This is a genomic window from Streptomyces sp. NBC_00597 (genome assembly GCF_041431095.1).
Lineage (GTDB): Bacteria > Actinomycetota > Actinomycetes > Streptomycetales > Streptomycetaceae > Streptomyces.
Genome location: NZ_CP107757.1, coordinates 2,509,125 through 2,520,974 on the forward strand (window position 1 = coordinate 2,509,125; position 11,850 = coordinate 2,520,974).

General features: G+C 70.7%; 12 protein-coding genes. 7 read left to right on the forward strand and 5 right to left on the reverse strand.

What is annotated here, in order from left to right; translation table 11 throughout:
- Positions 1 to 5 precede the first annotated feature (5 nt).
- On the reverse strand, positions 6 to 617 hold the full coding sequence (gene rpsD / locus OG974_RS11020) for a 30S ribosomal protein S4 (RefSeq protein WP_030294564.1): 612 nt from the start codon (positions 615 to 617) through the stop codon (positions 6 to 8).
- Positions 618 to 672: 55 nt separating this feature from the next.
- On the opposite strand from rpsD, the gene OG974_RS11025 reads away from it, so the two are divergent.
- On the forward strand, positions 673 to 1,581 hold the full coding sequence (locus OG974_RS11025) for a DUF2470 domain-containing protein (protein ID WP_371646321.1): 909 nt from the start codon (positions 673 to 675) through the stop codon (positions 1,579 to 1,581).
- 16 nt (positions 1,582 to 1,597) lie between these two features.
- Here the strand turns inward: OG974_RS11025 and OG974_RS11030 are convergent, their stop codons facing one another.
- Positions 1,598 to 2,968, reverse strand: a complete 1,371-nt coding sequence (locus tag OG974_RS11030) for a replication-associated recombination protein A (protein ID WP_327282517.1) — start codon at positions 2,966 to 2,968, stop codon at positions 1,598 to 1,600.
- Positions 2,969 to 3,027: 59 nt separating this feature from the next.
- Positions 3,028 to 3,642, reverse strand: coding sequence for a vitamin K epoxide reductase family protein (locus tag OG974_RS11035; protein WP_327282518.1), 615 nt, complete (start codon positions 3,640 to 3,642; stop codon positions 3,028 to 3,030).
- 136 nt (positions 3,643 to 3,778) lie between these two features.
- On the opposite strand from OG974_RS11035, the gene OG974_RS11040 reads away from it, so the two are divergent.
- Genes OG974_RS11040 through OG974_RS11055 form a run of 4 tightly spaced genes read left to right on the forward strand, consistent with a single transcriptional unit; the run spans position 3,779 to position 7,362 of the window.
- On the forward strand, positions 3,779 to 4,660 hold the full coding sequence (locus tag OG974_RS11040) for an ABC transporter ATP-binding protein (RefSeq protein WP_327282519.1): 882 nt from the start codon (positions 3,779 to 3,781) through the stop codon (positions 4,658 to 4,660).
- Positions 4,657 to 5,511 carry an ABC transporter permease gene (locus OG974_RS11045; protein ID WP_327282520.1) on the forward strand — a complete coding sequence of 285 codons (855 nt, stop codon included), beginning with the start codon at positions 4,657 to 4,659 and terminating at the stop codon, positions 5,509 to 5,511. Before OG974_RS11040 ends, OG974_RS11045 begins: the two co-directional genes overlap by 4 nt.
- A complete protein-coding gene (locus OG974_RS11050; RefSeq protein WP_328762175.1) occupies positions 5,469 to 6,719 on the forward strand; it encodes a sensor histidine kinase in 1,251 nt (416 codons plus the stop codon). The genes OG974_RS11045 and OG974_RS11050 overlap by 43 nt, the downstream gene beginning before the upstream one ends.
- 13 nt (positions 6,720 to 6,732) lie before the next feature.
- Positions 6,733 to 7,362, forward strand: coding sequence for a response regulator transcription factor (locus OG974_RS11055; RefSeq protein WP_327282522.1), 630 nt, complete (start codon positions 6,733 to 6,735; stop codon positions 7,360 to 7,362).
- 133 nt (positions 7,363 to 7,495) lie between these two features.
- Here OG974_RS11055 and hisS read toward each other — a convergent pair whose 3' ends face one another.
- Positions 7,496 to 8,755, reverse strand: a complete 1,260-nt coding sequence (hisS, locus tag OG974_RS11060; RefSeq protein WP_327282523.1) for a histidine--tRNA ligase — start codon at positions 8,753 to 8,755, stop codon at positions 7,496 to 7,498.
- 10 nt (positions 8,756 to 8,765) lie between these two features.
- A complete protein-coding gene (locus tag OG974_RS11065; protein WP_327282524.1) occupies positions 8,766 to 9,479 on the reverse strand; it encodes an MBL fold metallo-hydrolase in 714 nt (237 codons plus the stop codon).
- Between the two features lie 164 nt (positions 9,480 to 9,643).
- Here OG974_RS11065 and OG974_RS11070 point away from each other — a divergent pair, with 164 nt between their 5' ends.
- Both OG974_RS11070 and OG974_RS11075 read left to right on the forward strand, forming a co-directional pair.
- Positions 9,644 to 10,426, forward strand: a complete 783-nt coding sequence (locus tag OG974_RS11070) for a peptidylprolyl isomerase (RefSeq protein ID WP_327282525.1) — start codon at positions 9,644 to 9,646, stop codon at positions 10,424 to 10,426.
- Between the two features lie 191 nt (positions 10,427 to 10,617).
- Complete coding sequence (locus OG974_RS11075; RefSeq protein ID WP_327282526.1) at positions 10,618 to 11,847, forward strand: DUF349 domain-containing protein; 1,230 nt, start codon at positions 10,618 to 10,620, stop codon at positions 11,845 to 11,847.
- The last annotated feature ends 3 nt before the right edge of the window (positions 11,848 to 11,850 follow it).

Genomic DNA, 11,850 nt, shown 5'->3' on the forward strand with positions numbered 1-11,850 from the left:
CTGGATCAGCGGGCGTAGTACTCGACGACGAGCTGCTCGTCGCAGATGACCGGGATTTCCTTGCGGTTCGGGTCACGGTCCAGGCGGAAGGCCAGGGCCTTCAGGTTGACCTGCAGGTAGCGCGGGGTCTCGCCCTCGCCTGCGTAGCCACCCTCACGGGCAACCTGGAACGGAACCTTCTCGCGGCTGCGCTCGCGCACGGTGATGACGTCGTCCGGGCGGACACGGAACGACGGCTTGTCGACCTTGCCACCGTTGACCTCGATGTGGCCGTGAACGACCATCTGGCGGGCCTGGTAGATGGTGCGGGCGATGCCCGAACGCAGGACCAGGGCGTCGAGGCGACGCTCAAGCTCGACGACCAGCGCCTCGCCCGTCTTGCCCTCGGCCTTCTTGGCGCGGTCGTACGCGCGGGCCATCTGACGCTCAGAGATGTCGTACTGAGCGCGCAGACGCTGCTTCTCCAGCAGACGGACCTTGTAGTCCGAGTTCTGCTTGCGGCCACGGCCGTGCTCGCCCGGCGGGTAGGGGCGGGCCTCGAAGTACTTGACGGCCTTCGGGGTCAGTGCAATGCCGAGGGCACGCGACTTCTTGACCTTGGGTCGCTTCTGGTTCACGGGGAACCTACCTCCATGTAAGTTAGGTGAGGCTTACCTTATCGAGGAGGACGTAATGTCTCGACCACATGGGATCCCCCTGCCCAGTGCGCAACGCAGTTCGGATTCAGACGAAACAGAATCCGCTTGCGCCGACGATAAGCAAGGTCAGCCGCGTCCCAGGGAAGGCGTTCGGCAGCTCACCGGAGCCGAACGCGTACGAACCCTCGTAGAGTCCAACGCCTCAGTATCCCTTACGCTGCCGGGTGCTCTCGACCAGCTGAGGTCTCTTGAGCAGCCCGAGCTCGGGACAGGGATGCAGGTCGCACGGACCGTCACCCCGGACGGGGACGTGATTCTCCTGGTGTCAGGGGAATCTGCGGCTGCCAGAGCGGCCGCTCACGCCCAGGACGACGACCTCACGGCCGTGATCGAGATCACGGATGTGGCGCCGGTGTCCGTGCCCCATCGTATCCGAGGCCGAGCGTGGCTCGCCGGCTGGCTGACCCAGGTGCGCGGGGACGACCGCGCGGCCTGCGCGGCGCTGCTGGCCGAGCGCCGGCCGGTGGGCGAACTCCTCGGGCTGCACGGGCGCCCCTCCCACGTGATGCTGCGCCTGGAGGTCGGCGAGATCTCGGTGGACGACCTGTGGGGCGCCGAGCACGTGGACCCGGACGACCTGGCCGCGGTGGCGCCGGACCCGATCGTCGACCACGAGACGGAACTCCTCCAGCACCTGGCCGCCGCGCACCGCGACCGGATCGCCGACCTGTGCGCGCTGCTGGGCCCGCGGGAGAGCGCCGCCGTGACCGCGGTCCCACTGGCCCTGGACCGCCTGGGACTGCGGGTCCGCTTCACGGGCGACGGCTCCTCCTTCGACGCCCGCTTCGACTTCCCGACGCCGGTCCGCGACGTGTGCGACCTGCGCCGGGCGATGCAGACCCTGTTCGCGGCAGCCGGCAGCCGGGGCCCCCGCACGCCGTGACCGCCGGCCCGGTGCCTCATGCGCCGGACGGGCCTGAACCGCCTCCTCGCAGGCGTTCGCGGACCTTTTCCACCACGTCCGCGTAGCGGGCCTCCGCGCCGTACCGCGTCGGCTCGTAGTACCGCTTGCCGTGCACCGCGTCCGGCGCGTACTGCTGTGCCGCGATCGCGCCCGGTACGTCGTGCGGGTACACGTACCCCACGGCGTGGCCCAGCTTCGCCGCCCCCTTGTAGTGCCCGTCCCGCAGGTGTGTCGGCACCTGGCCCGCCAGGCCCGCCCGGACGTCCGCGAGCGCCGCGCCGATCGCGGTCGTCGCGGTGTTCGACTTCGGGGCCAGGGCGAGGGCGATCGTGGCGTGCGACAGCGTCAGCGCGGCCTCGGGGAAGCCGATCATCGCCACCGCCTGCGCCGCGGCGACCGCGAGCGGCAGGGCCGTCGGGTCCGCCAGGCCGATGTCCTCGCTGGCCGAGATCATCAGGCGACGGGCGATGAACCGCGGATCCTCCCCCGCCTCGATCATGCGCGCCAGGTAGTGCAGCGCGGCGTCCACGTCCGAGCCGCGGATCGACTTGATCAGGGCGCTCGCCACGTCGTAGTGCTGGTCGCCGTCCCGGTCGTACTTCACCGCCGCCCGGTCGACCGCCTCCTCCACCGTCTGGAGGCTGATCTCGGACTCCCCCTTGGCGATCGCAGAACCGGCACCGGCCTCCAGCGCCGTCAGCGCCCGCCGGGCGTCGCCGCCCGCGATCCGCAGCAGGTGCGCCTCCGCGTCCGCCGGCAGGGAGACCGCCCCGCCCAGCCCGCGCTCCTCCGTCAGCGCCCGCCGCATCAACGCGCTCAGGTCCTCGTCGGTCAGCGGTTCCAGGGTGAGCAACAGCGACCGCGACAGCAGGGGGGAGATGATCGAGAAGTAGGGGTTCTCCGTGGTCGCGGCGATCAGCGTCACCCAGCGGTTCTCGACGGCCGGGAGCAGCGAGTCCTGCTGCGCCTTGCTGAAGCGGTGGATCTCGTCGAGGAAGAGGACCGTCTCCTTGCCGTACCCGCCGGCCGCCCGCTTGGCGCCCTCGATGACGGCCCGTACTTCCTTCACGCCCGCCGTGATCGCCGACAGCTCCACGAACCGCTTCTGCGTCGCCTGGCTCACCACGTACGCGAGGGTGGTCTTGCCGATGCCCGGGGGGCCCCACAGGATCACCGACGAGGCTCCGGCCGGCCCGCCCGCCCCGTCCCCGACCAGCCGCCGCAGCGGTGACCCGGGCTTCAGCAGGTGCTGCTGGCCGACGACCTCGTCCAGGGTGCGCGGGCGCATGCGGACGGCGAGCGGAGAACTTCGAGGGTCCTTCTCCCGGCGGTCTTCGGCAGCGGCGGTGAACAGGTCTGGTTCCACACGGGAAGCCTATGCGAGCCCACCGACAGCGGGCCGCGGACCCGGAAGGCCCACCGCACTCAGGAGGTCCAGAAGTCCCACCAGCGGGTCAGGATCAGCATGCCGATGATCCCGACGTGCAGCACGGGCAGCACCCAGGTGAACTCGTCCAGGAAGGAGCGCAGCCAGCCCGGTGCGGGCAGCAGGCCCTCACGCACGTTGTGGGCGGTGACGTACCAGAACATGAAGATCGTGGCGACCCATGCCAGGCAGCACCACAGGCACAGCGAGTTGATGTTGTACAGCGACTGGTACATGAGCCAGGTGCAGAAGCCGACGCCGAACAGCATGCCGGCGTTGAAGGTGAGCCAGTACCAGGGCCGGAACCGGGCCCCGGCCAGCACGCTCATGCCGACGCAGATCACTATGCCGTAGGCGACCAGGCCCAGCATCGGGTTCGGGAAACCGAACACGGACGCCTGCTCGCTCTTCATGATGTTGCCGCAGGAGACGATCGGGTTCAGGCTGCAGCCCGGCGTGAAGTTCGGGTCTTCCAGCAGCTTGAACTTGTCGATCGTGATCACCCAGGCCGCGAGGAGCCCCGCCGCGCCCGTGATCACCAACAGCAGCGCCAGTGCCCGGCTCGCACCGACCGTCCGCGGGGCGGTGTCTGCGTCCGTACCTCGTGTCGTCATACCGCCGCTCCAGATCTGCAAGGTCAACAAGCACCGGCCATTGTGCCGTACGGAGCTGTGTGTCCACCGTTCGGTGGACATAAGGACGTACGCACGGGGGGACCGGTGGCGCGGGTTCCGCCACACCATTTGAGACATGACACAGAACGCGGTGGAGGTACGGGGGCTTCGCAAGCAGTACGGCGAGGTCACCGCGGTGGACGGACTGGATCTGACGATCCGACAGGGCGAGGTCTTCGGACTCCTCGGGCCCAACGGCGCCGGCAAGAGCACGACGGTGGAGATCCTGCAGGGCCACCGGGAACGGGACGGAGGCGAAGTCAGCGTGCTCGGAGCGGACCCGGCCACCGGCGGCCGGGCCTGGCGCTCGCGCGTCGGGATCGTCTGGCAGGACGAGTCGGCGCCCGCCGAACTGACGGTGCGGGAGACGGTCGAGCACTTCGCCCGCTACTACTCGGCCCCGCGCGACCCGGCCGAGGTCATCGCCCTGGTCGGCCTGGAGCAGAAGCGGGACCAGCGCGTGAAGGGGCTCTCGGGCGGCCAGCGGCGCCGGCTCGACGTGGCGCTCGGCGTCATCGGCGACCCCGAGCTGCTGCTCCTCGACGAGCCGACCACGGGCTTCGACCCGGCGGCCCGCCGCCAGTTCTGGGACCTGATCCGGCTGCTCGCCGGCGAGGGCACCACCATCGTGCTCACCACGCACTACCTGGAGGAGGCAGAGGCCCTCGCCGACCGGCTCGCGGTCATCGCGAGCGGCAGGGTCGTCGCCGAGGGCGAACCGGCCGCACTCCGCTCCCGGTTCGGCACCGGCGCCACCGTCGAGTGGACAGGGGCCGACGGCACCCCGCAGAGCATCGCCACCGAGACGCCCACCCGTACCGTCGCCGAGCTCATGACCCGCTTCGAAGGCGAGATCCCGGGGCTGAAGATCGGCCGTCCCACCCTGGAGGACGTGTACCTGCGCCTCACGGGCCAGCTCGTACCCACGCCCGCACAGCAGTCGGAGGACGCACGATGAGCACGACCGCCACCACCGCCGCCACCGGCCGGGCCGCCTCGGCCGCCGAGGCCCTGCCCGGCGCCTGGACCCTGGGCTTGAGCCGCGGGGCCCTGGAGATCAAGCAGTTCGTCCGCCAGCGCGACGCGATGATCTTCACCTTCGCCTTCCCCATCGTCTTCCTCGCCCTGTTCGCCTCGATCTTCAGCGACAGCGTGGAGAACACCGGGGTCACCGCCTCCCAGCTGTACGCGGCGGGCATGGTCGCCGCGGGCATCATGTCCACCAGCTTCCAGTCGCTCGGGATCTCGATCGCCGTCGAACGCGACGAGAAGGTGCTGCGCCGGCTGCGCGGCACCCCGATGCCGCCGGCCGCGTACTTCCTCGGCAAGGTCTGGATGGTCCTGGCGACCGGACTCGCCGAGACCGCGATCCTGTTGCTCGTCGGCTCCACCCTGTTCGACCTCGACCTGCCGGCGTCCGCCACCAAGTGGCTCACCTTCGGCTGGATCTTCGCCCTCGGCCTGACCGGCTGCGCCCTGCTCGGCATCGCGATCAGCAGCCTGCCCAAGTCCGGCAAGAGCGCCAGCTCGGTGGTCGTCCTGCCGTTCCTGATCCTCCAGTTCATCTCCGGCGTCTTCATCCCGGTGAACGCGATCCCGGACTGGCTGCTGAACATCGGCGCGCTGTTCCCGCTCAAGTGGATGTGCCAGGGTCTGCGCGGAGTGTTCCTGCCACAGTCCGCCGCGGTCCTGGAGCAGGCCGGCAGCTGGGAGTACGGAAAGGTCGCCCTGGTCCTGGGTGCCTGGGTCGTCGGAGGATTGGTCCTGTGTCTGCTGACCTTCAAGTGGAAGAACCGCCGCGACGGCTGAACGGGTTCACCAGGGCGGCCGGAGCGCGCGAGTCCCACGTCTGGGACCGCGCGTTCGGGCCGTGGGACCTCTACTTCGGCCTCGTGTGGGTCGCGACCGTCGCCTTCGTCCTGGGCGCGGACTTCCCCTCGCTGTCGTACCGGGTCCCCGCCGCCGCGCTGCTCACGCTGCTGGTCCCGTGGTACGCGTGGACCGGCCGGCCCCTGCTCCTGAAGGATCCCGGGGCCGAACCGGGACTGTCCCTGCGCTACCTGGGCGTGATGCTGGCCCTGTTCCTGCCCGCCGCCTTCCTGGTGGGCGAGACCCGGCTGATCACCTTCGCGCTCGCCCCGCACTGCTTCATGCTGCTGCCGCTGCGCCGGGCGATCGGCACGATGGCGGTGGTGGCGCTGCTGCCGGTGGCCGGGTGGGCGCTGCTGTGGCGGCCGGCCGGACACGTCGTCTTCGTCAACGCGGTCGGCTCGTTCGTCACGTTCGCCTTCTCCTCCTTCTTCGGCGCCTGGATCATCCGGATCATCGAGCAGAGCCAGGAGCGGGCCTCGCTGATCGCCGAACTCGACGCCAGCCGGGAGGAGGTGGCCCGGCTCTCCGCCGCGCAGGGCGCCCATGCCGAAAGGGAACGCATGTCACGCGAGATCCACGACACCCTCGCCCAGGGGTTCACGAGTCTGCTGATGCTGGTCCAAGCCGTGCAGTCCGAGCTGGACACGGATCCCGCGCAGGCCCACCGGCACCTGGAGCTGATGGCCGCGACCGCCCGGCAGAACCTGGCCGAGGCCCGGGCCCTGGTCGCCGGCGGCGCCCCCGCCGACCTCGACGCGGGTTCGCTGCCGGACGCCGTACGCCGCCTCGCCGCCCGGCAGCATCCGCCGGCAGCGGTGTCGGTGACCGGGGAGGTCCGGCCGTTGGCCGCGGCGCTGGAGGTGGTGGCGCTGCGGTCCTGCCAGGAATCCCTGTCGAACGCGGCGAAGCACGCCGGGGCCGGGGCACAGTGCTCGGTCTCGCTGGCCTACGGTGACTGCGAACTGACCGTCACGGTCCGGGACACCGGGCAGGGCTTCGACCCGGCGTCCCCCGCGACCGGCTACGGCCTGCGGGGACTGCGCGCCCGCGCGGCGGAGGCCGGCGGCACGGCGGCCGTCGAAAGCACCGCGGGGTCGGGCACCTCCGCCGGCACCACCGTCACCGTGACACTCCCGATCCGCTGAGGAGCCGTACGACATGATCCGCATCCTGCTGGCCGACGACCACCCCGTGGTACGGGAAGGCCTGCGCGGCATGCTCAGTGCGGAGCCGGACCTGGAGGTCGTCGCGGAGGCCGCGAACGGCCCGCAGGCCGAGGCACTGGCCGCGGAGCTGCTCCCCGGCGGCCTGGACCTGATCCTGATGGACCTGCGGATGCCGGGCGGCGACGGCGTCGAGTCCATCGCCCGGATCAGCGCGGCCGGGCTGCCGGTGCGGGTCGTCGTCCTGACGACGTACGAGAACGACCGGGACATCCTGCGGGCGGTGGAAGCGGGGGCCGCCGGCTACTTGTTGAAGGACATGGCACGGGCCGAACTGGCCGAGGCCGTCCGTGCGGCGGTGCGTGGCGAGACGGTCCTGGCCCCGTCGGTGGCGGGCCGCCTGGTCGACCGCCTCCGCACCCGCCCCGAGCGTCCGCGCCTGTCCGACCGCGAGGTCGCGGTCCTGCGCCTCGTCGCGGAGGGCGCGACGAACGCGGAGATCGGCCGGCGCCTGTTCGTGGCGGAGTCCACGGTCAAGACGCACCTGCTGCGCATCTTCGGAAAACTGGAGGTCACGGACCGCACGGCGGCGGTGACCACGGCCATGCGCCACGACCTCCTCTGACGGACCCGCTGCGCGAAGCCTGCCGCTCCCCGCACCGCACCGTTTCCGGGCCCCGGTCAACGGGATAAGGGCGGGGCGGGGAGCAGCTCCGCACAGCGGAACAGCCCCGGCCCCGCCCCAGGTGCGGCTTCCGTCAGGCCAGCTTGGTCCGCAGGACCTCGACCACGTCCGCCAGGGCGACCGGGGACTGCTCCCCGGACTCCATGTCCTTCAGCTGGACCACGCCCTCGGCGAGATCGCGGTCGCCGGCGACGATCGCGAAGCGCGCACCGCTGCGGTTCGCGTCCTTCATGGAGCCCTTGAGGCCCTTGCCGCCGTACGACATGTCCGCCGCGACGCCCGCCTTGCGCAGCTGCGTCACCAGCCCGAACACGGTCGGCTTCGCCTCGCCCAGCGCCACCGCGAACACCGATGTCGTCGGCGGGATGTCCAGCTCGACGCCCTCGGCCTGGAGCGCGAGCACCGTACGGTCCACGCCCAGCGCCCAGCCCACCGACGGCAGTGCCGGTCCGCCGATCATCTCGGACAGGCCGTCGTAGCGGCCGCCGCCGCCGACCGCGGACTGCGAGCCCAGGCCGTCGTGCACGAACTCGAAGGTCGTGCGGGTGTAGTAGTCGAGCCCGCGCACCAGCTTCTCGTCGTCCTCGAAGGCGACGCCCGCCGCCGTGATCAGTGCGCGCACCTCCTCGTGGTACGCCTTGCACGCGTCGCACAGGTAGTCGCGCAGCACCGGAGCGCCGACGAGCTGCTTCTGCACCTCGGCCCGCTTGTCGTCGAGGACGCGCAGCGGGTTGATCTCGGCCCGGCGCACGGTTTCCTCGTCGAGGTCGAGACCGCTCAGGAAGGACTGCAGTGTCTCCCGGTACACCGGGCGGCATTCCTTGTCGCCCAGCGAGTTCAGCAGGATGCGGAAGTTGCGCAGGCCCAGCGAGCGGTACGCCTGGTCGGCCAGGATGATCAGCTCGGCGTCCAGCGCCGGGTCCTCCGCGCCGATGGCCTCGGCACCGACCTGCGAGAAGTGGCGGTAGCGGCCCGCCTGCGGCTTCTCGTAGCGGTAGTACGAGCCCGAATACCAGAGCTTGACCGGCAGGTTGCCCTTCTTGTGCAGGCTCGCCTCCAGCGCCGCGCGCAGGACCGAGGCGGTGCCCTCCGGGCGGAGTGCCAGCTGGTCGCCGCCCTTGGTCTCGAAGGCGTACATCTCCTTGGAGACGATGTCGGTGGACTCGCCCACGCCTCGGGCGAAGAGGCCCACGTCTTCGAAGCCGGGAGTTTCGATGTAGCCGTATCCGGAGTTGCGGAGCGGGGCCGCGATGGCCTCGCGCACCGCCAGGTACTTCACGGAGACCGGCGGGATCAGGTCGTACGTGCCCTTGGGGGCCTGGAAAGTAGCCACGAAACTCTCGTCACATTCCTCGTCGTGGGGCGGCGGTAGGGTCCGCCCCCAGGCCGGCGGCGACTTCCCGCAGGTACGGGTTGGTCGCGCGCTCGCGGCCGATGGTGGTCTGGGGACCGTGGCCGGACAGCACCACGGTCGAGTCGTCGAGCGGCAGGCACACGCGGGCCAGCGATTCGAGCATCTCGGCGTGGGAGCCGCCGGGCAGGTCGGTGCGTCCGATGGAGCCGGCGAAGAGCAGGTCGCCCGAGAAGAAGACCGGCGGTACGTCGGCCAGCTCGGGCATCCGGAAGGTCACCGACCCCTTGGTATGCCCGGGCGCGTGCGCCACCGAGAAGTCCATGCCGGCCAGCTTCAGCCCGGCGCCGTCCACCAGCTCGCGGACGTCGTCGGGCTCACCCACGGTGAGCTCGCCCATGAGCGGCATCCCGATGGACCGGCCCAGCGCCTTCTCCGGGTCGCTCATCATGTAGCGGTCCTCGGGGTGGATCCAGGCGGGAACGTCGTGCGCTCCGCACACCGGGACCACCGAGGCCACGTGGTCGATGTGGCCGTGGGTGAGGACGACCGCCACGGGCTTGAGCCGATGCTTCTTCAGCGTCTCCTCGACGCCCTGGGCCGCCTGGTGGCCCGGGTCGATGATGACGCACTCCTCACCGGCGGCGGGGGCGACCACGTAACAGTTGGTCCCCCAGGCCCCGGCGGGGAACCCGGCAATCAGCACGTTCGTCCTCAATCGTCGTCCAGCGGAAGCTTGGGCAGCGGCCGAGTGTCGGAATGCTGCTGCTCAGAGCCTACCGGCGCCGCTCGTCACACAGCGAACCCATATACGGTACGGCCTAACCGAGCCCGGACAGCGGTGCCAGACACGTACAAGGAGACGACCCGGTGGTCACGAGCGATCAGCGGCGGCGACAGCTCGCCAGGGAGAAGTACGAGCGCCAGCAGATGCGCCGGGCCGAGGCCCGGCGCAAGTCGCGACAGCGGGCGGCGGTGATCGGGGCCGCGGTGGCCGTGGTGGTCGCCACGCTGGTGGGCCTCGTCGTGGGCGGCGTGTTCGACAAGGACAAGAAGGACAAGGCGTCGGATCCGGCGGCGAACCCGTCGGCCGCGCCCTCGCCGAAGCAGTCGCCCTCGCCGGCGATGGCGATCGACAAGAACGCGAAGTACACGTTCGACCTGAAGACCAGCGCGGGTGAGATCAAGTTCGAGATGGACGCGGCGAAGACGCCGGAAACCGTCAACTCGTTCAAGTCACTGGCGGACAAGGGCTTCTTCGACAACACCAAGTGCCACCGCCTGACCACTTCGGGGATCTACGTGCTCCAGTGCGGTGACCCGGAGGGCTCGGGCACGGGTGGCCCCGGCTACACCATCGCGGACGAGAACCTCGATTCGCTGGGCAAGCCGAACGAGCAGGGTCAGGTGATCTACCCGGCGGGCACGGTCGCGATGGCCAATACCGGCCAGCCGCACAGCGGCGGCAGCCAGTTCTTCCTGGTCTACAAGGACAGCCCGCTGGCTCCGTCGTACACGCCGTTCGGCAAGATCGACGCGGCGGGCCTGAAGGCGCTTGAGGACGTGGCCAAGGCCGGTACGGCCGATGGCGGCCAGGACGGGGCCCCGAAGACCCCGGTGACCATCCAGAAGGGCGCCGTCACGCAGAACTGACGGGGTTCCGGCGGCCCCGGGCCGGGCCGGCGTCCTGCCCGTACGGCGATATTCCGTCGTGCGGGATGCGGACAGCCGGCCCGGCGGTCGCCTATGTTGGCGTTGTGCAGGGTGGGCGCTGCCCACCCCAGGAAACTGTGGACGATGCCCAGGGGGTGAACCCCTCGCAGGCATCAGGTGGAGGAGGCGCTGTGAGCAGCGACCCGTGGGGCCGTGTCGACGAGACGGGCACCGTGTACGTGCGTACTGCCGAGGGCGAGAAGGTCGTCGGCTCGTGGCAGGCGGGCACCCCTGAGGAGGCCCTGGCCTACTTCGAGCGCAAGTACGAGGGCCTGGTGGTCGAGATCGGCCTCCTCGAACGACGGGTGCGGACCACCGATCTGTCCGCCAAGGACGCGCAGACGGCCATCGACCACCTGCGCACGCAGGTGGAGGAGCACCACGCCGTCGGTGACCTCGGTGCGTTGCGCGTCCGGCTGGACAAGCTGGTCGCGACCGTGGACTCGCGGCGCGAGGAGCGCAAGGTCCAGAAGGCCAAGCAGACGGACGAGGCCCGTGCGGCCAAGGACGCGCTGGTGGCCGAGGCCGAGCAGCTGGCGCAGAGCGACCAGTGGCGCAGTGCGGGTGAACGGCTTCGTGCCCTGGTGGACACGTGGAAGGGTCTGCCGCGGCTGGACCGCAAGTCGGACGACGAGCTGTGGCACCGCTTCTCGCACGCCCGGTCCGCCTTCTCCAAGCGCCGCAAGGCGCACTTCGCCTCGCTCGACGCGCAGCGCGAGGACGCCCGCAAGGTCAAGGAGAGGCTAGTCGCGGAGGCCGAGTCGCTGTCGAAGTCGACGGACTGGGGTCCGACGGCCGCCCGCTACCGCGAGCTGATGGCGGACTGGAAGGCTGCGGGTCGGGCGCAGCGCGAGTCCGAGGACGACCTGTGGAACCGTTTCCGCGGTGCGCAGGACGTGTTCTTCGCGGCGCGTGGCGAGGTGTTCGCGGAGCGTGACGCCGAGCAGGTCGAGAACCTGAAGCTGAAGGAAGAGCTGGCCGACGAGGCCGAGAAGCTCGTCCCGATCACGGACCTGAAGGCGGCCCGGGCCGCGTTCCGCTCCCTCAACGAGCGCTGGGAGGGCGTCGGCCACGTGCCGCGCGACGCCCGGCCGAAGGTCGAGGGCCGGATGCACGCGGTGGAGCGGGCCATCCAGGAGGCCGAGGAGGGCGAGTGGCGTCGTACGAACCCGGAGGCGCGGGCCCGTGCGGCCGGCCTGACGGGTCAGCTCCAGGCGGCGGTGGACAAGCTGCGTGAGCAGATCGACGCGGCCCGTGCTGCGGGCAACAACGCGAAGGCCGACAAGCTGGCCCGTGAGCTGGAGGGCCGCCAGGCCCTGCTGGACCAGGCCCTGAAGGGCCTGGAGGAGTTCGGCGGCTAGTTC

Coding starts and splice junctions, on each gene's coding strand:
- OG974_RS11040 (WP_327282519.1), top strand. CDS start 3,779: ATGACACAGAACGCGGTGGAGGTACGGGGGCTTCGCAAGCAGTACGGC.
- OG974_RS11025 (WP_371646321.1), top strand. CDS start 673: ATGTCTCGACCACATGGGATCCCCCTGCCCAGTGCGCAACGCAGTTCG.
- OG974_RS11055 (WP_327282522.1), top strand. CDS start 6,733: ATGATCCGCATCCTGCTGGCCGACGACCACCCCGTGGTACGGGAAGGC.
- OG974_RS11035 (WP_327282518.1), bottom strand. CDS start 3,642: ATGACGACACGAGGTACGGACGCAGACACCGCCCCGCGGACGGTCGGT.
- OG974_RS11045 (WP_327282520.1), top strand. CDS start 4,657: ATGAGCACGACCGCCACCACCGCCGCCACCGGCCGGGCCGCCTCGGCC.